Below are 22,034 nucleotides of genomic sequence, written 5' to 3' on the forward strand. Positions count from 1 at the left end.
TAGAGGTTTCCGCGCGAGTAGTGGCGGTCTGTCTGGGGATGAGGGTACTGATCAACCGTGTAACGGAACACGCGTCTATCGACATGGCCCCGGCAAGGAGCGCGGACAGGCCGGTTAGGGTGGCGTTCGAGAAGAAAGGGGGCCAAGTGCTGCTTCGATTCCGCCTTGCGAACGTGCGGTCCTTCCGTGACGAGCACGAGCTCTCGTTCGTCGCGGACGACGACCCGCCGCTTGTGGTCGCGCGCCGACTGGAACTCGGTGGAAAACGCTCCATGGATGTGCTCCCCCTCGTAGGGATCTTCGGGGCCAATGCCTCGGGTAAGTCGAACGTCCTGGCCGCGCTGACCGACATGCGCAAGGCGGTCCTGAACTCCTACGCGCAGTGGGCGTCCTTCTCCGGGACAGAACGCGTCCCCTTCGCCTTGGATGACAAGTCAGCCGACGAGCCGAGCTTCTACGAAGTGGACGTCGTCCTGGACGGAGTCCGCTGGACCTACGGCTTCGAACTCGGTACGGAACGTATCGAGTCGGAGTGGGTCCACAGCTATCCGCGCGGGCACCGCCAAGTGTGGCTCGACCGGGACGCATCCCGGCCGAAGCAGTACGACTGGCCCGGCAGCCGTGTGAAGGACCGAGCTCACCTGGAGCGTCGTACCCGTCCGAATGCGCTCCTGCTGTCCACAGCCGGCACGGACAACCACCCCCAACTCTCGCCGCTGTTTCACTGGTTCCGACGCAACCTGTGGCTGATCAACCCGGAGGACGAACGCACCCAGCGCGAAGCCTTCAGCGCCAAGGAGCTCACAGGCCCGCGTGCATCGCGCATCCTCGAACTCCTGAGGGTCGCTGACCTGGGCATCACCGGGGCCGACCTCGTACCGGACGAGCGGAAGCGGATGACGGTGCGGCTCCAGCACACTGCCTCCAGCAGGCCCGTCTCGCTGGACTGGCGCCAGGAGTCGTTCGGTACCCGGTCCTGGTTCGCGCTCCTCGGTCCCCTCCTCCTGGCTCTGGACGAGGGCGCGGTTCTGCTGGTCGACGAACTGGACGCGAGCCTCCATCCGCGTTTCGCCGCCGAGATCATCCGGCTCTTCCATGACAAAGAGGCCAACCCCAAATCGGCGCAGCTCATCTTCACCTCCCATGACGCCACCGTGCTCAGCACGCCGAGCGGCGGCCGCCTCTTGGCGCCTGCTCAGGTCTGGCTGACGGAGAAGGACGAGGAAGGTGCGAGCGATCTTTATCCGCTGACAGCGGCCGAGCCCGGAGAACACGAAGACCTCACCACCTCTTATCTGGCAGGGGTGTTCGGTGCCGTTCCCAGAGTTCTCGAAGGGGCTGTCTACCGGACCCTGCTCACTGACAGGGCACGGCGCGAGGACGAGGTGAAGCAGGGCTGATGGCACGCACCCGGGGCAAGGATTCCCTCAAGCCCGTGAAGAAGGGGCAGAAGCGCCGAAGGGACGTGTGGGTCTTCACCGAGGGCAAGGTCACTGAGCCCGAGTACATCAGGGTCATTCGGGACAGAGCGGGAGCGCCCGATGTGGAGATCCACATTGCCAACGCGTCCGTTCCCGGATCCCAGCGCAAGCCCATCAAGCTGGTCGAGGCAGCGGTACAGCTCAACTGGGAGAAGACACGGGAAGCCAAACGCGATGGCCGCCCGAAGCAGTACTGGCCCAGTGTGTGGTGCCTGTTCGACCGCGATGAGCACGAGCACATCGAGGCGGCACTGAAGCAGGCCAAGGAAGGGGGCGTGAGGGTGGCGTTCTCTCACCCCTGCTTCGAGCTGTGGCGGCTCCTTCACCACAAGGCGGTGACCAACTCCTTCAACGGCGCCTGTGGCGCGGTGGCGCAGAAGCTCCCGTTCGCCGGTTCGGTGGATGACCTCAAGTCCGTCCTGCCGGATCAGATACCCCCGGGTAGTTTCGCCAAGGCGAAGCAGCGGGCCGAGCAGATCAACCAGGCCTACGGCCCGCACGTGTCCAAGCTGCTGCGCGACCCGTACACCGACGTCCACGAGTTCGTGGAGCAGGGCATGGGCATCACCTCCTACTGAGCCCCCACGTCCGGTTATCACCTCAGGGTGCGCTCGGCATAGGGTTTCCCCGTCATACCCGGTCGGATGTAGGGAAGAGGGCTTCGTGGCCAAGCTCACGCTCGCGCAGTTGGAGCGCCATCTGTTCGCCGCTGCGGACATCCTTCGCGGGACGATGGACGCGGCCGAGTACAAGGACTACATCTTCGGCCTGCTCTTCCTGAAGCGGGCCAACGACGAGTTCGAGGCGGCCCGCGAGCGGATCCGGCACCACGCGGAACACCGGTTGGACATGTCCGGGGATGATCTGGACAAGTACCTGGAACGCCCTGCACCCTACTCGACGCGTGGTGTGCTTTATGTTCCCAAGAGGGCGCGATGGAGGCTGATCTCCTCCGGCACCCACAACATCAACGAGAATTACCTGCGACCTGCCCTTCAGGCCCTGGAAGTCCAAAATGAGGAGCTTAAGGGGCTCTTTGACCAACTGGACTTCAACCGTATCGGGGGGTCTGGATCGGCAGCCGCCGCCAGGTTGGCCGACCAACGGCTCAAATTGCTGATCGCGCACTTCGGTCGGGTGCGGTTGCGCACTGACGACTTCGAGTTCCCGGATCTGATCGGTGCCGCCTACGAGTACCTGATCAAGGAGTTCGCCGACTCGGCGGGGCGCAAGGGTGGAGAGTTCTACACCCCGCGTGCCGTTGTACGCATGATGGTGGAACTGCTGAACCCTCAGCAGGGCATGCGGATCTACGACCCCTGCGTCGGATCGGGCGGTATGCTCATCCACGCCAAGGAGTACGTGGAGGAGCACGGAGGCGACTCCTCCGATATGTTCTTCGCCGGACAGGACGCCAACAGCGGTTCATGGATCATGTCGACGATGAACATGGTGCTGCACGGGGTGTCCCGCTTCGATCTGAAGACAGGGGACACACTCTCCTCTCCCATGCACGTGCCGAAATCGGATGGGGACCGCTATGACGGGGTCCTGAGCAATCCGCCGTTCTCCATGGACTACGGGCTCGACGAGTTCTCTCATGCCGACGAGCGCGCGAAGTACGGCGTGACGAGCGAGCGTGGCAAGGCCGACCTGATGTTCCTTCAGCACATGCTCTGGGTGACCAAACGGCGGGGACGCGGGGGCATGGTCGTCACGGTCATGCCGCACGGGGTGCTGTTCCGCGGCGGTGGTGAGAAGGAGATCCGTACGGCGCTCTTGGACGAGGACGCTGTGGAGGCCGTGATCGGGCTGGCACCCAACCTCTTCTACGGCACCGGTATCCCGGCGTGTGTCCTGATCCTGCGCCCACCAGGCAAGAAGGACGCAGCGCGCGCCGGAAAGGTCCTGTTCATCAACGCCGACCGCGAGTACCACGCGGAGCGGGCCCAGAACGTGCTGTTGCCCGAGCATTCGGAGAAGATCGTCGCCACCTTCCGCGAGTACGCGGAGGTGCCCGGTTTCTCGCGGGTCGTGACGCGTGAGGAACTGCGTGACAACGACGACAACCTCAACATCCGCCGCTATGTGGACAACACGCCGCCTCCGGAGCCGCAGGATGTCCGCGCGCACTTGGTGGGCGGGATGCCTCGCGTGGAGATCGAGGAGAAGCGGGCGCTACTCGACGCCTACGGGGTTCAGGGCACCGACCTGTTCGCCGAACGTGACCCGGTGGATCCCGAGTATGTGGACTTCCTTCCGGAAGGGCGACGACCGGACGCGGCCCGGTTGGCCGAGTTGGCACGTCCTCGGGAGGAAGCGCTGCGCGTGGCGTTCACCAAGTGGTGGGAGGAGGAGGCCAGACACCTGGAGTCGGTGGCGGGGACGCCGGAGCGCTTGGCCAACCTTGAACCGGGAGAGCGTAAGGCCGCGCTGATGGCGGTGCGCGGGTCCTTGATGGAGTCGTTCGTCGAGCGGCTGGGCGGGATTGGACTGCTCGACCGCTATGCCCTGGCCGGAGCCGTCGCCGGGTGGTGGCACGAGGCCAAGTACGACCTGCTCGCGTTGTCGGAGAACGGGTTCAAAGGGGTATTGGAGGGTTGGGTTGAGAACGTGGAGACGATGCTCGCCCCGGAACAGGATCCCAGGACCCGCAAGCTGAGGAAACGGTCGGCGGCCGAGCGACGCCAGGCCTACGACCACAAGGTGGTCGCCGCGATCGCTCCGGATTTCCTGGAGGAACTGGCGGCGGCGGACGCTCGCAAGGCGGAGTTGGACGCGCGCTGGAAGGAGCTCAACGCCGAGCTGTTCGGGGACGGCGAGACAGAGGACGGGACGCAGGACGGCGATTCCAGCGAACCCGCCAACAGTGATGTCCATCTGAGTGCGGAACAGAAAGCCGAGCTGGACAAGGTGAAGAAGGAACGGGCGAAGGCCGGGGCGGCGATCAAGCGCCTCGAAGCTGACTTCTGGTTCCCGTGGCCGAGCGATCCGCCTACCTTGGACGACGAGAAGCCGAGACTGTTCAAGGCCTGGGACAAGGTGGTGGAGGATGTCGATGAGCTTCGGCGGGTGGTGCTGGAGCTCTTGCGGAACGATCTGGCGTCGAAACTGGAGGGACACATGGTACGCCGGCGCGGAGAGTTGATCGACGCCTACCAGGTGTGGACGGACAAGTACGCGGTCTCGCTGCGGGACATCCGCGCGCAGCGCGCGGACGTGGGGGCGTTCCTGGATGGCTTCTTGGAGGAATTCGGTTATGTCGACTAAAGCAGCTACGGTAACGCCGTTTAATGCACAGTGGCCTACACGCATGCTTGGTGACGCAACTGGTCTCTTGAGACGAGGCACTTCGCCTGTGTACGTGGAGACCAGTCCCGTGCGCGTTATTGGTCAGCGGTGCATCCAATGGCGCGGCTTCCGGACAGAGGCTGCACGAGCGCACGACCCCATGCTCTTGAGGCGGTCTCTTCGGGCTGAACCTGGGGATGTTCTGTTGAACTCGACGGGTACAGGGACCATCGGGAGGTGCTGCCTGTTCGAAGAAGAGGGGGTTTTCCTGGTTGATTCGCATGTCACGCTTGTGCGAGTTAAAAAGGATTTGTTGGATCCAAGGTGGTTGAACTTGATTCTCATGTCACGTTGGGGTCAGAATTATCTTGAATCACGCTGCTTCACGGGGTCAACGAGTCAAGTTGAGTTGTCTCGTGCTGATCTGGGGCGAATGCCTATACCTGTTCCGTCAATTAAAGAACAGAGGCGGATTGTTGAAGTGATTGATGCCATCGGCTCACAGGAGCGTGCTATCGAGATGGAGCTGGATAAACTGCGAACCTTGAAGCAAGGGGTCGTGAACGATCTGCTCCGGGGTAGGGTATGAACTCTCTTCTTCTGTGATCGGTGATCCGGGTCCATCTGTATGGTTTCGCAGCGCTGCGTAAAGCAGGCCGTCTGGGGCCGGTACGCTGTTCGCAGTGGACGAAGGGGCGCACGGTATGAAGCGGGCACAGGTCGAGCGGGACGAGGTCGAACTTCCCATCATCGCTCAGCTCACGGCGATGGGTTGGGACCACATTCCTGGAAAACAGGTCGGTACTCTCAGTTCTGTCTGGCCACTGCTCACTGAAACCGCAGGTAAGGCCCTGCGTCGCATCAATCGCCGTGCGGTGGACGATGAACCGTGGATGGTCGAAGTAGACGTCAGCCGTTCCTTGGCCGCGCTTACATCCGTCCCCCTTGGTGAGGGCATTGGCAAAGCCAACCTTGTCGCCACCGACCTCGTCCTCAGCGGAGTCCACCTCTCGGGTCCATCTGCCGCGCACGGTGCGGGCTCGGCGACCGTGCAGTTTGTCGAATGGCATGAGGAACGGTGGGAGGACAACGACTTCACCGTCGTCGACCAACTCCGCATCGAGAATCGTTCCGGCGACGTCTCGATTCTCGACCTCGTCCTCTTCGTGAACGGCATCCCGCTCGTCGTGATCGAGTGCAAGCGTCCCGACCTGGCCGACCCTCTCCACAGCGCCGTACTGGACCTGCGCCACTACGCCGGCGACCCGCTCGATGACGACACCCGTGAGGACACCGGTTCGGAGCTGCCCGCGGGAGTGCCCGAACTGTTCCGTACCGTGCAGTTGATGGTGGCCGTCACCGCGGAGACCGCCTACGTCGGGACGGTCACCTCCGGGCCCGAGCACTATCACCCATGGCGCAGCGTCGAGCCTGAGGACGAAGCGACTCTCCGGGCCGAACTTCCACCAGGTGTCGGACCGCTCAATGAGCGGCACAAGCTCGTCGGTGTCGCCCTGCGCCCCAAGAACCTGCTCAACCTCGTTCGGCACTACATCATTCCGCTGCCGGTGGACACTGAGACCGGCGGGACCCGAACGGTCAAAATCGTTGCCCGGCACCAGCAGTACCGCGCCGCCGAGAAGGCGGTGCGCAAACTGCTCACGGGCCGTACACGGAGCGAGCCCGACCAAGAGGACGAGCGCGGCGGGATCATCTGGCACACCCAGGGTTCCGGCAAGAGCCTCACCATGACGTTCCTGGTGCGCCGGATACACCTGCACCATCGGCTCAGTGAGTTCACGGTGGTCGTCGTCACCGACCGAAGGCAGCTACAGGCCCAGCTCTCACGCACGCTCAAACACAGCGAGTCCGAAGTCGAGACCGCGGAAACAGCGACCCAGATGGAGGGCCTGCTGCGCGACGGAGGCAGGCGGGTCGTCTGCGCGATGATCCAGAAGTACGGGTCATCCGGGTTCTCCTTCTCCGCCGAAGGCGGGGAGGACGGTGACGACCGGAACCTGGTGCGAGAGTACGAGGACGCCGCGAAGGCTCGGCGTGGACAGCAGGCCCGTTCCGTGCAGTCGGCGCCCAACCTGCCCGTGTGCAACACCTCGTCCGACATCCTCGTCCTCGTGGACGAGGCGCATCGCTCGCACACCAGTCTTCTGCACGCGGCTCTGCGCAAGGCGATCCCCAATGCGGCCAAGATCGGCTTCACCGGAACGCCGATCATGACGGAGCGGGCCGATGACACCCGCCGGATCTTCAGCGGCGGCCCCGACGGGGCTTTCCTCGACACCTACCGGATGCCGGAGGCCGAGCACGACGGCGTGGTCGTGCGGATCCGCTACGAGGGCCGCACCGGCGAGGGCGGTGTATCCGACGCCGAAGGCCTGGACCGCTCCTTCGATGATCTGGTCGCCGACCGGACCGAGGAGGAACGACGTCGGCTGCTGGAGCGCTGGCCCACCGAACGGGACGTTGCCGAGTCCCGGCCGATGATCGCCGCCAAGGCCAAGGACATGCTGGAACACTGGGTGACCACTGCCCTGCCCGGTGGCGGGTTCAAAGCCCAGGTCGCGGCGGTCAGCCGGAGAGCCGCCGTCGATTACCACCACGCGCTCAGAGCGGCCAGGGACGCCTTGATGGAGGACCTCGCCGGGTTTCAGCCGGAGTCAGTGACGGGGATTCCGTTGGAGGACCTGTCACGTCGGACGCGGTACCTGTTCGTCGCCTACCAGTACAGGGCGTTGCTGAGTCGAATCGACTTCGTGCCGGTTATCTCCCAAGGCGCGGAGCGCAAGCATGGTGACTGGTTGAACTGGACCGATCCGAAACGTCAGGCGGCCTATATCGACCGTTTCCATCAACCCTTCCCCACACTGCCGCCGGACCATGACTGGACGGCTGCCATGCCGTTCTCCGCTCCTGACCATGAGACGCAGGGGGGCGGCGGCCTCTCTGGCGACAACCCCTGGTCACAGGAGGGCGTGGAGCGACCGGAAAGAAGCGCCATCGGTCCCGATACCGTCCATCCTGACAGCCCGATCGCCTTCCTCATCGTCAAGTCCATGCTCCTGACCGGCTTCGACGCGCCGCGTGAGCAGGTCCTGTACCTGGACCGACCTATCCGCGGCGCAGAACTCCTCCAGGCCGTCGCGCGCGTCAACCGCCCCATGCCGGGCAAGGACATCGGGTACGTCGTGGACTACTACGGTGTTTTCGAGCACCTGACGGAAGCGCTGGCCGAATACCGGCGCGACGATGTTGAGGACACCATGCGCAGCATGTCCGAGGAGATCGGAGCGCTCGGACCTGCCGCCGAGGCCGTACGCGGTTATCTCACCGGACTCAATGTGGACGAGAGCCGCCTCACCGACGCAGCGGAGGTCCGCGCCGCCGCGCTGGAGTTCGAGGACGAGTCGGTGCGTCTGGGCTTCGACGAGGTACTGCACCTGTTCCTCGGTGTTCTGGAACGGGTCCTGCCGCACGAGGAAGGCCTCCGATACGCGGCCGAGGCCCGGCGCTGGACGATGTTGCAGAAGCGCATTCGCACTCTGCACCGTGACGGGCCCGGGGGTACGTTCACGATGCGTCTGTACGGCCGCAAGGTTCGGGCGATGATCGCCGACCATCTGGAAGGGCCGCAGATCGACGAGGTCATTGCACCGGTATCGCTGACCTCGTCGCTCTTCGACGAGCGGGTTGAGGCCATGCCACCGAGAGAGGCTGCGGCCGAGATGCGGCATGCGCTGCGTTTCCACTTGGAGGAGCGGGTCAAGCGTGAGGATCCTGAGAAGTACGCCAGGCTTTCGCAGCGGCTGGAAGAGATCCTGCGTGAAGCGCCCGACCGCTTCGAGGAGCAGATCGAGGAGTACGGAGCGCTCTTGGACCAGGTCAGACAGGAGGACGAGGACGACCCGAGGCTGTCCGGGCTCAGCCCTCTGGAACAGCGGCTGTACCGACTGCTCGACACGTTGCTGGATGAGAACCCGGGCTTGCGCAGGCCCGGTGAGGAGGCCATGAGGACCGTGGTCGCCGACGTGCTCGTCACCGCGGCCGGGATCATGGGCAAGGTGTCGTACCAGGGGCAGCACCAAGACGTGAAAAACCTGGCGGAGGGCATCCAAGAGGTGCTCGTCGAACACGGAGTGCGGCCCGACACATCCGAATGGGAGCTTGTGGACGGTGTCGCCGAACGACTCGCCGCGCACGCCGAACAGAACCGTGCGGCGTTTTTGGTCAACGGTCGGAGACAATAGGCCGGGTGAACCCCTCGACCGCTGATCCCACTCGCGGGACTCTCTCCGATGGTGACAAGCTCGTCACCGGTGGCTGGGACCTGCGCGTCAGCGTTAACCCTCGTCGTAAACGCTTCGCGCTGACCGTGGAGACGGATGCCTCCGTGACCCTGCATGTGCCTGAGGGACGGTCGGAGGCCGAGGCAAGGGATTTCGTCCAGGAGCATCGATCGTGGGTGGAGACCAAGATCGCGCTGCGGGAGAGAACCCGAGCGTTGAACCCGGCCAAGCGTTTGGTCGAAGGTGAGGTCTTCCGCTACCTGGGGAGGACGTACCGACTCGCGATGGATCCCACCCTGTCGGCGGACACACCTGTACGGCTCGTTGCCGGGCGCTTGGTCATGGGGGCGGATCTGTCCGGGAACCCGGTCCGAGGCAGAGCGGCTCTGGTCGACTGGTATTGCAGAGTCGGACGGGATTGGGCCTCTGGACGGCTTCAACCATGGGCGGCCCGTATGGGAGTTGCCGAACCGGACCTGAACGTACGCGACCTCGGGGGGCGCTGGGGGGCTTACCACCCGGATGGTGAAGGGCGAGGCCCGGGACGAATGAGCTTGGGGTGGCCGCTATTCCAGTTGCCCATGTCCCTGGTGGACTATGTCATCGCCCACGAGTTGGCCCATATCCGTGTCTCCGGCCATGGCGTGGGCTTCTGGAGACTCCTCGGGCATGCGCTGCCCGAGTGGGCGGACCGTCGTGATGAACTCGACGAGTTGGGGCGCCGTCTGTGGATGGGAGGGCTCGATTCCTGATGCCGCGACGGAAGGCACCACAGCGCCTCATGCTGAAGGTGATGGAGGCCTCAGTGTGTACCAGGGCTTGGGCTCAACGCTCAGAGACGTCGGTGAGAGAACCGGCAAGTGCTCCGTGTCGGCGGAGGTTCTCGAGTTCTGCCTGGGCATGGGCATGGAGCTTTTCGAGCCCTTGCGCTTGGGCGCTTCTTACGATGCGCTGAATCTGGTGCGGCAGTCCGTGTCGGACCGCGAGGCATAACGCTTCGCCGTACAGGGCGTGTGCGCTGGTGAGATCTCCCGCTGCTGACAGTACGTTGGCCGAGGTGACCGTCTCGATGACCGCCCACTGAGGAGCCGGAGCCTCCCCTGGTCCCGGGCGTGACTGAGCCAGCTTCGCCGCAGCAGTGGCGCGCCCGGTTTCCAGCAGCCCCCTCATGCGCACCTCGCGCAGGGAGAAGGAGGTGAAGAGGATTCCGCTCGGCCCTGCTTCATCCATCAACCGATCGGAAGCGGCCACGGAGCCATCATGCAGTTCCGTGTTTCCCTGTTCGCCTGCCGCGCGGGCGAGCAGGATCAGGGTCTGTCCGCGTTCCTGCGTCTCATGGGAGAGTTCGGCGGCCTCGGTCAGTCGCGCGATGGCGGCACCGTGGCGACCTGCCTTTCTCAGCTCATTGCCGTGCATGCGTAGGGTGTGGCCGAGGAAGGAGCTGTCGTCCAGGTGCCGGGCCAAGCGCATGGCCTGCCCTGTCCAGTAGGCGGCCAAGTACAGCCTTTCCTCCGCCAGGACGTGACCCAGCGACGTTCCCAGCGTCGCGCGTGCCCGCGCCAGCAGGGATGCGGTCCCATGGTCGACAAGCCCTTCCTTGAGCCGAGCCTCCAACCGTGCCACCAGGGGCCACAGCTCCTCGACTGCTTCGGCTGCGCGTCCGGCCTGCCGGGCTATCTCCGCGAGCCGTACGGTCGACTCCCCGAACTGTAGGGCCGCAAGGAAGTCCGCGTCTTCCTCGGTGCTGATCCCCAAGGCGTGGGGAGGGATCGACAGAACCCGACTGATGTGCGCCAAGCCCTGACGGTCGCCGATGATGCGCTGGCGACGCTCCAGAAGGGAGACATAGGAGGGGTCGTAGCCCAACAGCTCACCCATCGCAGCCTGGGACAGTCCTGTCAACCTGCGGTAGCAGCGAAGGATCACCGCGAGTTCACGGCTTTCCAGGGCCTGGCGTGCTTCGGGCAGCAACCAGAGCCAGCGCGCCGTCGGCCTGGCGCTCATGCGCGCGATCGGGAGAACCAGTCCAGCACCGAGCGCTTGTAACCCTCTGGCATCGGCAGGCCGGGGACCTCGGCCTCGGTGAACAGGCCCGCCTCCTTGTGCTCGCTGGAGACCACGACCGGCGCCCGGGAGTTCACGCGGCACCCGTAGGTGACGATGAAGACGTGCCGGTCGACCTGGGTGATGTGATAGATCCACGAGTCGAGGACGGCGGCCACCTCGACCGGCCAGCCCGTCTCCTCCTCGATCTCCCGGGCCAGGCACTCCTCGGGGGTCTCTCCGATCTCGATCTTGCCGCCGGGCAGTTCCCACTCATCGCGCTCGTTGCGCAGCAGCAGTACCCGGTCGTCACGGATCACCACCCCCTTGACGGAGACGGGGAACATACGCGGAACGTAGGGGGTGTCGGACACGGGAGGGCTCGCTTTCGAAGGTGTACGGGCTCGACGCTAGCGAAACTAGCATCGGGCCGCCCGGTTTTCGGTGGACACCGCCTTGACGGATTGTCACTGGACCTTCCCGAAGCCGGTCCGTGAAGCTGAGCGGTGTGGACGAGACGACACTCCCTCCGGCCATCGACGACGGCTCCCTCCTCATCCGGTACCTTGTCGACCTGCACGGCTCCGACTTCCAACGGCGCCTGTTGTCCGCCCTCTCCGGAGACGGCCTGGCTACCTTCACGGGAATCCTTGACCGAGGCGCGTTCGCGCGTCTGGCCCGAGGTCTGGCGGCCCTTTACCCCCACCCCGACGCGGACCCTGACGGGCTTACCCTGCTGCATGCCCGAGAGAGTGGGGAGACGCTCGGAAAGCGCGGGTTCAGCGACGCGGAGCTTCTTCCGCACACGGAGCGGTCGTGCACGATGGTTCCTCCGCACCTGCTCATGCTCATGTGCCTGACGCCTGGACTCCACGGCGGAGAGACCCTTCTCATCGACGGTCGCTCCGTGGCCGAGGACCTCGCTCGGACCGAACCGGAGTCATGGCGTGTGCTGTCGGGTCCGCGTACCGCCTATTTCGGGGGAGCGGCCGGCCATGCCGGATCGATCTTCGAACATCTCAGTTCCGGAAGGTGGATGATCCGTCTGCGCCTGGACGAACTCGTCCGCTTCGCACCCCAGGCCCTGCCCCATGTGGCGATTCTGCGGAAGGTCATAGGCAGGCACACGAAGACTCTGCTTTTAGAGCCGGGACAGGGATTCATCCTCGACAACACCCGCTGGCTCCACGGCCGCCGCTCCTTCCAAGGGCCGCGCACGATGCTGCGGGCCCTGGGAGAACTGCGTGAAGGTCTTTCCCCGGAACGCGGCTTCCCCGTACTTCTTACCGACCTCGAACGCACGACTGGAAAAGGGTGCACATGACGAAGATCGTCAAGCAGGGCGCTCGTGCCCTCCTGTTCGACGAGCACCGACGGCTGGTGCTCATCAAGCGCACCAAACCCGGGCAGGAGCCTTACTGGGTGTCCGTGGGCGGTGGGCTGGAGCCGGAGGACGCCGACGCCGAAGCCGCGCTGCACCGCGAGGTGTTCGAGGAGCTGGGCGGGAAGATCGACCGGGTTCGCCAGGTCCTGCTCATCACCGACGACCTCCCTGAGGGCGTGGGTCTCCAGCACGTCTTCGTCGCCCGGCTGCTCTCCGCTGACCCGGGGCAGCGCACAGGGGCCGAGTTCACCGAGCCCGGCCGCGGCACCTACGAGGTGGTCGCCGTTCCCGCCACCCATGACGCTCTCGCGGACATCCGCCTCCTGCCGCCCCGGCTCGCCGACTTCCTCCAGGCGAACCTCCACGGCCTCCTCGCCCTGGTGAACCAGGGCGACGAAACCTGACCGGGACGGGACTTGATGGCCGGATTCGTCAGCCTCAACGGCCCCGACAACAGCGGCAAGTCGACGCAGGTGCGCATGCTCGCCGACAGTTGGGAGGGGTTCTGCGACCTGGGCCCCGTCCACCGGCACGACCCGGTTCCGTGGGCCCGGGTGTCGGGACAGGACTACGCCACCTGGTGGTTCACCACCTCCACGACGGAGGAACTGACCGCCATGCTGTTCGCCGGCCACGCCAAGCGGGCACGGGCACTGCCTCCGGGAAGGACCGGGCTGCTCGACCGCGGCTGGTACATGCTGCTCGCCACGGCGATCGCCACCTGCGCCGTCAAGGAGTCAGTATCGGTCGAGGGTGCCTGGCACCGTGTCAGGGCTCTCGTCGGTACCGAGGAGCCCGAACCGCGCGAGGTTTCGGTTCTGCTCCTGCCCTCAGCCGACACCGAACGCAGCATCGCCATCGCCCGCCACCGCGACCACAGCCCGTGGAACGGAACCTACCTCGGCTACCAGAGGCACCTGCACCACGTGCTCCTGCGCATGGCGCACCAGGACGTGTTCGCCGAAGTCGTGTCCGACGACCTCCTCGATGCCGACGAGACAAACGTGCGCATCCGCCGAGCCCTCCTCGCCCGAGGGATCGGCGCCCCCGCGAACCGCTGACCGTGAAGGACGGACCACCCCCGTGACCCCTCCCGACCTCTTTCTCGACGAACCCCTCGAACCCCTGATCATCCGGCTCCCTCCCAAGGAACGCGAACACCTCCGGGAGGTGGCGGCCCGACTGCACCACACGAACCACCTGTTGTGGACGGCCGAAGACACGGTCCGGGGCAGCACACTCACCGCGCCGCAGGTCGCCGACGGCAAACGCACCATCGACCGGCTCAACATGGACCGCGTCCGCCACACCGAGCGCCTGGACGAACTGATCGGCGCGGCCTGCCCGCCCTGCGACGCGACCGCGCCCCTGCACACCGAATCCATCGGCTCCGTGGTCGACCGGTTGTCGGTGTCGGTGCTTCGACTGCACCACACCCGGCTGGCGGCGGACGGTGACCCCGGCGTCCGATCACGTCTGGTCGGGGTGGAAACACAGCTCCAAGAGGTGGGCGAAGCGCTCCGACTCCTTGCCGAGGACGTCGCGGCCGGTCGACGGCGGCTTCCTAACGGGGCGCGGTTCAAGCTTTATGGCACCACCGTGCGCACCCGGACACGTCCGGTGCCGAGCCCCCACCTGCCACGGGTCATCGCACTGGGCGGCCTGAGCGAGTGCGGCAAGACCACCTCCGGGGTCTTCCTGAACCGGGACGAGGGCGCCGCACGGTTCAAGATCGGCTACCTCCTCACCCAGGCCGCCACCCGCCAGGGCCTGGCCGACCCCTACGTCCTCTCACCGCGACGGCAGGCCGAACTCCTCCTGGAGGAACTGAACCGGTTCGCGGACGCCCACCGGGACATCCGCCTGATCACCATCGAATCCGTGCACAGGGCCGAGTCGATCACGGCTCTCAAGGAGATGATGGGCGAACTCCTCCACATGGTCTACATCGACGCTTCCCGTCCGCTGAGGCTGGCACGGTCGGGAGGGGACGAGCGGGCGCTGGAGGAGAAGGACCGGGTCAAGACCGGACGAGGCGCGGACCGGATTCCGGCCGATGCGGTCCTGGACAACTCCGGCAGCGTGATCCGGCTGCACAGCAGGTTGCGCCACCTGGCCGCGCCTGCGGTCGGCGCTCGGTTCAAGCTCCTTCCTCCCCAGGAGCTGGCCCTGCCCCCGGCGGTTCGGGAGGCGACATCGCGGCTCACCGATGCGCTGTCGGCACTTCCCGACGACCGCTGCCTGGCCGCGTTGACCGGCAGCGCGGCCCACGGCGCCTGGAGGCAGGGGTGGTCCGACATCGACCTGCTCGTGTTCTCCGAGGAAGGACACAGCGGAGAGGTGAAGCGGGCGGTCGAGGCCTACCGGGCCGCCCTCATGGCCCAGGGTGGCATTCACCTGGGGGCGACGCTCCTGCCCATCGCCGAAGCACAGGCCCGCCGTCTCCCCAATCGGGTGCTCGCGGCGCTGGTCATGCTCCAAGAGGGCGCCCCTGCCCTCCTTGCCGGGCCTGGCCTGAGGCTCCCGGTGATCTCACGGGCAGAAGTGGAGCGAGCGACCCCTGCCGCCCTGGCCGACGTGGTCGCCACCACCCGACGCCTGCGCCACGACCCCGGCCGGGGACGGATCCGTCCCCTGTACAAGCACGTGGCCCTGATCTGCCGACTCCTGCTCAGAGAACAGGCGGTCTGGGTGAACGGCGACGACGCCGTCACCGAAGCGCAGAGGCTGCTGCCCGACCTCGGATCCCTCGGTCTGCCGCCTGTGGACGAGGCCATCGCCGCCCACCGCGAGGGGGTGGACCGGCACCGGGTGCTCGAAGCGATCGAGACGGCCGCCGACCGGCTGCTCGCCTGGCACCGACGACAGTGCGCCGCCTGAACGCGACCAGGAGAGGAAAGACATGGAAGCCGTGACCGAGGAAACCGGATTCCACGCCGAGATCGTCCCCCGGCTGGACGCCGGGCCCGGAAGCCGCCCCGAGCGGGTACTGCACGCCCTGGACGGCACCCGCTCCGCGGTACCGCCCGCCCACCTCGCCGATGCCGGACAGTCCCTGTGGGAGTCCCTGCAACACAGGCTGCCCGCAGCCGCGCGCGCCGACGCGGTCCTGGGCCTGGACGCGGGCGGGATCGTGCCCGCCCTGACCCTCAGCCTGGCGTCGGGACTGCCCTACAAGCTTGCGTGGAAAGTGCGCGTCCCGCTTCCCGGAGCCGTCCACTTCGTCGAGGGCCACGCCAACCGCCCGAACGTGTTCGCCTACGGCATCACCCCGGGGCAGGCCTACCTCCTGGCCGACGACGAGGTGACGACCGGCGTCACCCTGGTCAACCTCGCCCAAGCCCTGCGCGCGCAGGGAACGCACCCGTTGGCAGCGGTCTGCCTGGTCGAGGACACCCGATACAGCGCCAGGTCTGTCATCGAGGAACTCGGCATCCCCCTGGTCTCCCTCACCCGGATCGGGCAGGAGCGATGAGACCGACGAACCCGCCGGTGCGGTGCCACTGGGGTGGGGCCGTCTACACACCGGGGCAGGTGCGCAGCGAACCCCTCGGCTACGACCGCGAAGTGTTTCCTGTCGGCCGGGCGCTGCCCGAGCCCCCTGACCATCTCCTTCGGCGAGCCGTGGAACAGTGCGGTCAGGTAGTGGTGGCCTTCGACGGCAAACTGGGGGATTCGCTCCTCGCCTTCGGTGCGGTCGCGGCGGTCACGGACACCCTCGCCCTCAACGGCCAGACCGTTCCCCTCAGCACGGTGGGCCGGTACGGGCGGCTCTACCCGGTGACACCCTCGGCTCCCTCTCCACGGCGTTCCTCGGTTCGGCTGATCGTCGGAGACGAACCCGGTGTGGCCTTGGCACAGCCCACCGGAGAAGACCACGTACTGATCTGCCGCCCGGAGAGAGCCCGCTGTTTCCACGACGGCCGACACGCCCACCCCTTCCTCCCCGCCCGCTACTACCTGGAGGTGGAGCGGGGCGTCGGTGCCCGTCTGCCCGGTGAGCCGCCGTTCCTGCCGCCCCTGTCCCGTGACGGCGGAGCCCCGGCCGGGGGAGGGCTGACGGTCGCCGCCGTCATCGCCACCAGCCGCCCCGACCGCAAGGACTACGGAGCCGAGCGATTCGCCGCCGCCGCTCGGATCATCGGTGAGCGGACCGGGCGCCGTGTGCGGCTCCTTCTCATTCCCGGACGTGAGGAGAGGGCTCTCCGGTCACTGGAAGCCACGGATGGTTTCGAGGTGGAGTGGGCACCGGACATCCCGTTGGAGGAGCTGGCCGCACTGTTCGCCCGGTGCGACGTCGTCCTGGGCAACGACACCGGCCTCACCCACCTGGCCGCGCTCAGCTCGGCCAGGGCCGAGGTCGTCGGCCTGTATGGGAGACACTCCCACAGCAAGTGGCGGACCGGCCTGAGCCGCCACCACGCACTGGCCACACCCTTCTCCGAGCGCATGCACCGCCGGGACCTGTGTCCCGTGCGCGACCGCCTGGACGAAAGGGACGCACCACGGTCTCCGCTGTCCTCGATACCTTTGGCCACCCTGGCGGAAACCGCCGTCCTCGCCCTGAATCGAGGAACTCCGTGAACACTCCGGCGTTCTTCCCGCGGATCGGACGGCCGCTGAAGCACACCCGAAACCGGCTCTACTCGATCGACACCCCGAGGCGAAGCCTCATCGCCAAATGCATGCCCGACCACGGCGAGGCCCGCGCCGAGGCGACAGGTCACCGGCTCCTGCGCGAGTGGTACCCGGTGCCCGCCCTACACCACCACATCCGGCTCCCGGGACGCTCGGTCCTGGTGTACGACAGGCTGCCCGGCGGCCCTGACCGCGGGCTCCTCCTCGACCTGCTCAACACCCCCGACGACGGAGACCACGCCGCCCTGGAGGCCTACATGGGGGAGCTGACGGCCACCTACGCAGGGGTTTTCGCGAAGACCGCCGAACTGACCCCACCGGAGGCCGTCGTCGGGAAGCTGTACCGGGACCGCGCCGCCCCGGGCGGACGGCTCGACCGCTACTACGCCGGACGCGATCTGCCGCTGACCGACACCGAGACCGGGCCGAAGGCGAGCGACCTGGCCCGGACGGGCCTGTACGTCAATGGACGCCACTACAGGCTCGACTGGGAGGGAACACGCGCCTGGCTGCGCAACGCGTTCGACGCCCCCGTCTGGAGCGCGATCAGCCAGGGGGACCCGACCGACGTCAACCTCGCGGCACCCCTGGCCTGGCTCGACTACGACACCGCCGGACGCAACGCCATCGCGGGAGAGATCGCTAATTTCAGCTTCCACACTGCCGTCCTCGGGGGCTGGCTGGTCCCCATCCTCAACGCGGAAGCGTTCGCCCGGCACCCCGCCACCTTCGACCGCATTCCCGCGAACACACCATGGATCAGCGCACGCCTGCGTGAAAGCGCACTCCATATCCGCTTCACTGACCGGCTTTCTGCCACACGGCGGATCGCTCTGGACCGCTATTGGGAACGGCTCGTCCACCCGATCGCGGCCCGGTGCTTTCCCGGGGAGTCCCTGGCCCAAGCCCTTGGCCCCTACCTGGCGATGCGCATCATCGGCGTCTTCGACCTCGCCCGCATGACCCTGGAACAGCGGTTGTACCTGCTGGCCAAACTCGCCCTGTGCACGGCCCCCGACTTCTCCCCGCAGCGCTTCTTCGACCTGGCGGAGTCCTCATGCCCTACTCCTTGAACGGCCGCCTGGCCCTGGTCACCGGAGCCACCGGCGGCATCGGCTCGGCCATTGCCCGCGCTCTCGCCGCCAACGGCGCCCGAGTCGCCCTGGCCCACTTCGACGACCCCCACGGCGCCGAGCACCTCGCTCAGGAGATCGCCGACCGCGGGGGAGCAGCCGAAGCCTTCGACGCGGACCTGCGCTCGCCCGCCGCGCCGGCGGAGCTCTACGCGCGCGTCCATGACCGGATCGGGCCGCCGGATGTCATCGTCACGGCGGCTGGCGACTACCCCCGCACCCCGCACGCAGACCTCACCCAGGGTCGCTGGTCTGAGTGCCTTGCCCTCAACCTGACCGCCCACCACCTGCTCACCCAGGCCGCCGCTCCAGGGATGATCTCCCGGGGGCACGGCCGTCTCATCAGCATCGGCAGTGTGCTCGCGGCCGCGGGCAGACACGACCTCGCCGACTACATCGCGGCCAAGGCCGGACTCGAAGGGCTCACCCGTGCCCTGGCACGCGAATACGGTCAGCACGGGATCACCGTGAACTGCGTGGCTCCGGGGTCCATCCGCGTGCCCGCCGAAGAGCAGGTCGTTCCCGACCCCGAAGCCATGGAGAAGCGGCAACTGGCCCGGCAGTGCGTCCGCCGCCGCGGCCGACCGGAGGACGTCGCCTCCGCCGTCGCGTTCCTCGCCAGCGAGGAGGCCGGATTCATCACCGGCCAGACCCTGCGAGTCGACGGAGGATGGGTCCTTGGCTGACATCCACTTCATTCGCCACGCCCACTACACCGGGCACAAGCCGGGGTACCACGCACCCGACGACGCCGAACTGTCTCCTGAGGGGCGTCGGACTGCGATCGCCGCGGCCGGGGCGCTGCCCACGGTCGCCGGTATCGTGACCAGCCCGCTGCCTCGCGCGTTGCAGACGGCCGAGCTTCTCGCCGAGCATTCCGGAACACCCTTGCTGGACGTCCTCCCCGAACTCCGCGAATGGCGCAGCCCGACAGCAGTTCAGGGCATCCCTCCCAAAGCCTTCCCCGAGGACTAAGCCGCGTGGCGGGTGAGACGCACCCTTGATCCGACCAGCCGTTACGGGGACGGAGAATCAGAACGCGAGCTGACTGAGCGGGCCGCGAGAGCCGGTGAGTGTCTCAACGCCCTTGCCGCCGGATACGGCTCCGTTCTCGTCGTCTCCCACAAGATGCTCCTGCGCGCTCTGGACCATTTCGAGGTCTCGGCATTCGATCCGAACCACTGGGATGAGTGGGGTTTCCTGGAACTTCGCACAGGCGAGGAGATCTGGTCCGGTCAACGGAGGAGGACTACATGGCGGATGACGTACGCGCCATCACCCAGGAGCAGTGGCGGTACGCGGAGTTGATCTGGGAGTACCACCGCATGCACCACGAGGTGCGGCGGTGCGATGCGGCGATCGCCCTGGGCTGTAACGACATCGGTGTCGCCTCCTATGCCGCCGAGCTCTACCAGGCCGGGTACTTTTCCACCCTGGTGTTCACCGGAGCCAACAGCTCCGCGACCGCGGAGATCTTCCCGCGCGGGGAGGCGGCGCACTTCCGCGAGCGGGCGCTTGAACTCGGCGTTCCCGACGCCGCGGTGCTGGTGGAGCCGGAGGCGGCGAACACCGGCCAGAACATCGCCTTCTCCCGAAAGGTCCTGGCGGAGAACGGGAGCGCCCCTATCTCGGTGCTTTTGGTCTGCATGCCCTACATGGAACGGCGCGCCTTCGCCACCGCGCGCAAGCTGTGGCCCCAGGTCGAGGTCGTGTGCGCCTCCGCGCCGCTGAGCTTGGGCGACTACGTCCAGGAGATCGGGGACACCGGGCTCGTCATCGACATGATGGTCGGCGACCTGCAACGCGTGATGGAGTACCCCGAACTGGGCTTCGCCATCGAGCAGGAGGTTCCCCTCCAGGTTCAGAACGCCTACGAGTCCCTCGTCGCCTCGGGGTTCGACAGTCGGCTGATCTCGGACTGACCTTGCTTGGCCGGGCCGGGCCGAGGGCGAAGGCCAGCGGGGGCGACCCGGAGATCGGTGATCCCGGCACATGAGCCGCGGAGGCCCGACCGGGAAGAAGTTAGTGTCGGGGCATGGTCTCTGATCCCACGGAATCCTTCTCCCGCCCCCGGGTCGCCGCCGGTGTCCTGTTCTTCGACCACTTCGGCCGGGTGATGATGGTGGTCCCCTCCTACAAGGACTACCGGGACCTTCCCGGCGGCTACATCGAGCACGGAGAGACACCGAGCCGGGCCGCCGCCCGGGAGGTGAAGGAGGAACTGGGGATCACCCCACCCCTCGGGCGGCTCCTGGTCGTCGACTGGGCCCCCAACCGGTCCGAGGGCGACAAGCAACTCTTCGTGTTCGACGGGGGAGTCCTCGACCAGGAATGGCTGGACCGGATCGTCCTCGACCCGGGCGAGCTGACCGGGTACGAGTTCCACGAGGTGGCCTCGATCGAAGAGGCCACCATTCCCCGGCTCGCGCGCAGGATCACCCACGCTGCGTACGCCCGCGAACAGGGCACGGTGGCCTACTTGGAGAACGGAGAAGTGCCCGCGTAGGGAGTCGGTCGCCTCTGCTGGCAAGAGAGCGGGGAGGCGCGCTGATCTGGCTTCTCAGGACAGAGGTGAGGTTCGGAGGAAGGCAGCCCACTCCGGGGCGGGGAAGGAGAGGTGCCCATCGGTGGGGTTCTTGGAGTCCCGAACAGCAGACCCTGAGGGCAGGTCGGCAACCTCGACGCAGTCCTGATCCCGGCCGCTGTAGCTGCTCTTGCGGAAGTCGAGTCGGTGGCTCATGCCTGCTCCTTCAGTGACGCGGCGATCTCGTCGATGAACTCGACGGACCGGGCTGTGGACAGGGATATGCCCTGTAGGTTGCCGAATGCCACGTTATATTCCTCGATCTCCTCTGGGCGCTCCAGGAAGAGGCCAGTGGTCGCGGTTCCTACGTACACGATCGGGGTGTCTTTGGGTTCGGGGAAGTCCAGAATGGTGAACGACCCCTCCATGCCCAGGTGCTCGCCCGCCTCGTAGGGCAGGACCTGGATATCGATGTTGTGTCGCATGGCCAGATGGCCCAGGTGTTCGAGCTGTTCCAGCATCACCTCTCGGCCGCCGACCAGGCGCCGTAGGGCCGCCTCGTCGATGACGGCGGTCATGCGCGGCGGCTTGACCCGGTTGAGGATGGCCTGCCGGTTCATGCGAGCCTCGACCGGTCGGGCCACCTCTTCCTCGCTGATGGCACGGCCTCCACGAAAGACTGCGGCGGCGTAGCGCGGTGTCTGGAACAGGCCGGGAACGAGCTGGGCCTGGAAGGCGCGGATGGCGGCGGCTTCGGCCTCCCAGTCCGGGAGGGCGTGCTCGCCGAACACGTCCTTGTACCGGGACCACCAGCCGCTCTGCTTGGCCTGCCTGGCCAGTTCGTGCATGCCCTCGCGGGTCTGGGTTTCCACCCCGTAGAAGTCGGCGAGGGCGTCAAGGTCGGTATGACGCAGCCGTCGGGCCTCGGAGGTCTCCATCCGGCCCAGGGTGGATCGGGGGACGCCGGAGCCCTTGGCCGCGGCTTCCAAGGTGAGTCCGGCCTTGTCGCGAAGGCCGCGCAGGACGTGCCCGAGACGGCGGCGTCGGATGTTGGGGCTGTGCGAGGTCATAGGGGCATCCTAACCGGACATTGCGGGAATCTCATTCAACAGTCTTGACTTGTGGGATTCCCATTCTAGGGTGGATGATGATCGGCCGAACGCCGGCTGTTCTTGGGGCCGAACGCTACGCCCTGTCCACGTCTTCATGTGCGACTTCGCGAAGGCCGATGGGCGGGGA

Annotated in this window: 20 protein-coding genes and 1 pseudogene; 17 read left to right on the top strand and 4 right to left on the bottom strand. The window is 66.5% G+C overall.

What is annotated here, in order from left to right; genetic code table 11:
* The 6 genes from QJS33_RS26225 to QJS33_RS26245 form a co-directional block, all read left to right on the top strand.
* Positions 1 to 1,400, top strand: a 1,400-nt coding sequence (locus tag QJS33_RS26225; RefSeq protein WP_306370752.1) for an ATP/GTP-binding protein, incomplete at its 5' end; no start/stop codon positions are given.
* Positions 1,400 to 2,059 (top strand): RloB family protein, encoded by a 660-nt coding sequence (locus tag QJS33_RS26230; protein WP_306370753.1) that lies wholly within the window; start codon positions 1,400 to 1,402, stop codon positions 2,057 to 2,059. The genes QJS33_RS26225 and QJS33_RS26230, both read left to right, overlap by 1 nt.
* 85 nt (positions 2,060 to 2,144) lie before the next feature.
* Positions 2,145 to 4,751: a class I SAM-dependent DNA methyltransferase gene (locus QJS33_RS26235; protein ID WP_306370754.1), complete on the top strand. Its 2,607-nt coding sequence runs from the start codon at positions 2,145 to 2,147 to the stop codon at positions 4,749 to 4,751.
* Between the two features lie 181 nt (positions 4,752 to 4,932).
* A complete protein-coding gene (locus tag QJS33_RS31460; protein WP_372339718.1) occupies positions 4,933 to 5,361 on the top strand; it encodes a restriction endonuclease subunit S in 429 nt (142 codons plus the stop codon).
* A 115-nt stretch (positions 5,362 to 5,476) separates the two neighbouring features.
* Positions 5,477 to 9,034 carry a type I restriction endonuclease subunit R gene (locus QJS33_RS26240; RefSeq protein ID WP_306370755.1) on the top strand — a complete coding sequence of 1,186 codons (3,558 nt, stop codon included), beginning with the start codon at positions 5,477 to 5,479 and terminating at the stop codon, positions 9,032 to 9,034.
* 5 nt (positions 9,035 to 9,039) lie between these two features.
* Positions 9,040 to 9,825: a M48 family metallopeptidase gene (locus tag QJS33_RS26245; RefSeq protein ID WP_306370756.1), complete on the top strand. Its 786-nt coding sequence runs from the start codon at positions 9,040 to 9,042 to the stop codon at positions 9,823 to 9,825.
* Between the two features lie 73 nt (positions 9,826 to 9,898).
* Here the strand turns inward: QJS33_RS26245 and QJS33_RS26250 are convergent, their stop codons facing one another.
* Both QJS33_RS26250 and QJS33_RS26255 read right to left on the bottom strand, forming a co-directional pair.
* The gene (locus tag QJS33_RS26250; RefSeq protein ID WP_306370757.1) at positions 9,899 to 11,077 is read right to left on the bottom strand and encodes a helix-turn-helix domain-containing protein; all 1,179 of its coding nucleotides are present in this window, start codon (positions 11,075 to 11,077) and stop codon (positions 9,899 to 9,901) included.
* The gene (locus QJS33_RS26255; RefSeq protein WP_306370758.1) at positions 11,074 to 11,463 is read right to left on the bottom strand and encodes an NUDIX domain-containing protein; all 390 of its coding nucleotides are present in this window, start codon (positions 11,461 to 11,463) and stop codon (positions 11,074 to 11,076) included. The genes QJS33_RS26250 and QJS33_RS26255 overlap by 4 nt, the downstream gene beginning before the upstream one ends.
* A 161-nt stretch (positions 11,464 to 11,624) precedes the next feature.
* Between QJS33_RS26255 and QJS33_RS26260 the strand changes: the two genes are divergently transcribed.
* The 11 genes and pseudogenes from QJS33_RS26260 (at position 11,625) to QJS33_RS26310 (ending at position 20,777) form a co-directional block, all read left to right on the top strand.
* Complete coding sequence (locus QJS33_RS26260; protein ID WP_306370759.1) at positions 11,625 to 12,440, top strand: TauD/TfdA family dioxygenase; 816 nt, start codon at positions 11,625 to 11,627, stop codon at positions 12,438 to 12,440.
* Positions 12,437 to 12,904 carry an NUDIX domain-containing protein gene (locus QJS33_RS26265; RefSeq protein WP_306370760.1) on the top strand — a complete coding sequence of 156 codons (468 nt, stop codon included), beginning with the start codon at positions 12,437 to 12,439 and terminating at the stop codon, positions 12,902 to 12,904. The genes QJS33_RS26260 and QJS33_RS26265 overlap by 4 nt, the downstream gene beginning before the upstream one ends.
* Positions 12,905 to 12,919: 15 nt before the next feature.
* Complete coding sequence (locus QJS33_RS26270; RefSeq protein ID WP_306370761.1) at positions 12,920 to 13,561, top strand: hypothetical protein; 642 nt, start codon at positions 12,920 to 12,922, stop codon at positions 13,559 to 13,561.
* Between the two features lie 22 nt (positions 13,562 to 13,583).
* Complete coding sequence (locus QJS33_RS26275; protein WP_306370762.1) at positions 13,584 to 15,380, top strand: DUF4254 domain-containing protein; 1,797 nt, start codon at positions 13,584 to 13,586, stop codon at positions 15,378 to 15,380.
* A 22-nt stretch (positions 15,381 to 15,402) separates the two neighbouring features.
* Positions 15,403 to 15,975 (top strand): phosphoribosyltransferase, encoded by a 573-nt coding sequence (locus QJS33_RS26280; protein ID WP_306370763.1) that lies wholly within the window; start codon positions 15,403 to 15,405, stop codon positions 15,973 to 15,975.
* Between the two features lie 149 nt (positions 15,976 to 16,124).
* On the top strand, positions 16,125 to 17,084 hold the full coding sequence (locus QJS33_RS26285; RefSeq protein WP_306370764.1) for a glycosyltransferase family 9 protein: 960 nt from the start codon (positions 16,125 to 16,127) through the stop codon (positions 17,082 to 17,084).
* Positions 17,081 to 18,211, top strand: coding sequence for a hypothetical protein (locus QJS33_RS26290; protein WP_306370765.1), 1,131 nt, complete (start codon positions 17,081 to 17,083; stop codon positions 18,209 to 18,211). The genes QJS33_RS26285 and QJS33_RS26290 overlap by 4 nt, the downstream gene beginning before the upstream one ends.
* Positions 18,196 to 18,957 (top strand): SDR family NAD(P)-dependent oxidoreductase, encoded by a 762-nt coding sequence (locus QJS33_RS26295; RefSeq protein WP_306370766.1) that lies wholly within the window; start codon positions 18,196 to 18,198, stop codon positions 18,955 to 18,957. Before QJS33_RS26290 ends, QJS33_RS26295 begins: the two co-directional genes overlap by 16 nt.
* Positions 18,950 to 19,579: pseudogene (locus QJS33_RS26300) on the top strand (histidine phosphatase family protein). The gene QJS33_RS26295 and the pseudogene QJS33_RS26300 overlap by 8 nt, the downstream one beginning before the upstream one ends.
* Complete coding sequence (locus tag QJS33_RS26305) at positions 19,525 to 20,193, top strand: YdcF family protein (protein WP_306370767.1); 669 nt, start codon at positions 19,525 to 19,527, stop codon at positions 20,191 to 20,193. The pseudogene QJS33_RS26300 and the gene QJS33_RS26305 overlap by 55 nt, the downstream one beginning before the upstream one ends.
* Before the next feature lie 113 nt (positions 20,194 to 20,306).
* On the top strand, positions 20,307 to 20,777 hold the full coding sequence (locus QJS33_RS26310; RefSeq protein ID WP_306370768.1) for an NUDIX hydrolase: 471 nt from the start codon (positions 20,307 to 20,309) through the stop codon (positions 20,775 to 20,777).
* Between the two features lie 54 nt (positions 20,778 to 20,831).
* On the opposite strand, the gene QJS33_RS26315 is transcribed toward QJS33_RS26310, so the two are convergent.
* A complete protein-coding gene (locus tag QJS33_RS26315; protein WP_306370769.1) occupies positions 20,832 to 21,011 on the bottom strand; it encodes a DUF397 domain-containing protein in 180 nt (59 codons plus the stop codon).
* Positions 21,008 to 21,865, bottom strand: coding sequence for a helix-turn-helix transcriptional regulator (locus tag QJS33_RS26320; protein ID WP_306370770.1), 858 nt, complete (start codon positions 21,863 to 21,865; stop codon positions 21,008 to 21,010). Before QJS33_RS26320 ends, QJS33_RS26315 begins: the two co-directional genes overlap by 4 nt.
* Positions 21,866 to 22,034: the final 169 nt, after the last annotated feature.

It is taken from the genome of Nocardiopsis sp. CC223A, from assembly GCF_030766825.1.
Classification (GTDB): domain Bacteria; phylum Actinomycetota; class Actinomycetes; order Streptosporangiales; family Streptosporangiaceae; genus Nocardiopsis.

Excerpts from the sequence above, each read along its gene's own strand:
- QJS33_RS26230 (WP_306370753.1), top strand. The coding sequence starts at position 1,400 with ATGGCACGCACCCGGGGCAAGGATTCCCTCAAGCCCGTGAAGAAGGGG.
- QJS33_RS31460 (WP_372339718.1), top strand. The coding sequence starts at position 4,933 with ATGCTCTTGAGGCGGTCTCTTCGGGCTGAACCTGGGGATGTTCTGTTG.
- QJS33_RS26240 (WP_306370755.1), top strand. The coding sequence starts at position 5,477 with ATGAAGCGGGCACAGGTCGAGCGGGACGAGGTCGAACTTCCCATCATC.
- QJS33_RS26250 (WP_306370757.1), bottom strand. The coding sequence starts at position 11,077 with ATGAGCGCCAGGCCGACGGCGCGCTGGCTCTGGTTGCTGCCCGAAGCA.
- QJS33_RS26255 (WP_306370758.1), bottom strand. The coding sequence starts at position 11,463 with ATGTTCCCCGTCTCCGTCAAGGGGGTGGTGATCCGTGACGACCGGGTA.
- QJS33_RS26265 (WP_306370760.1), top strand. The coding sequence starts at position 12,437 with ATGACGAAGATCGTCAAGCAGGGCGCTCGTGCCCTCCTGTTCGACGAG.
- QJS33_RS26270 (WP_306370761.1), top strand. The coding sequence starts at position 12,920 with ATGGCCGGATTCGTCAGCCTCAACGGCCCCGACAACAGCGGCAAGTCG.
- QJS33_RS26280 (WP_306370763.1), top strand. The coding sequence starts at position 15,403 with ATGGAAGCCGTGACCGAGGAAACCGGATTCCACGCCGAGATCGTCCCC.
- QJS33_RS26295 (WP_306370766.1), top strand. The coding sequence starts at position 18,196 with ATGCCCTACTCCTTGAACGGCCGCCTGGCCCTGGTCACCGGAGCCACC.
- QJS33_RS26305 (WP_306370767.1), top strand. The coding sequence starts at position 19,525 with ATGGCGGATGACGTACGCGCCATCACCCAGGAGCAGTGGCGGTACGCG.
- QJS33_RS26310 (WP_306370768.1), top strand. The coding sequence starts at position 20,307 with ATGGTCTCTGATCCCACGGAATCCTTCTCCCGCCCCCGGGTCGCCGCC.
- QJS33_RS26315 (WP_306370769.1), bottom strand. The coding sequence starts at position 21,011 with ATGAGCCACCGACTCGACTTCCGCAAGAGCAGCTACAGCGGCCGGGAT.
- QJS33_RS26320 (WP_306370770.1), bottom strand. The coding sequence starts at position 21,865 with ATGACCTCGCACAGCCCCAACATCCGACGCCGCCGTCTCGGGCACGTC.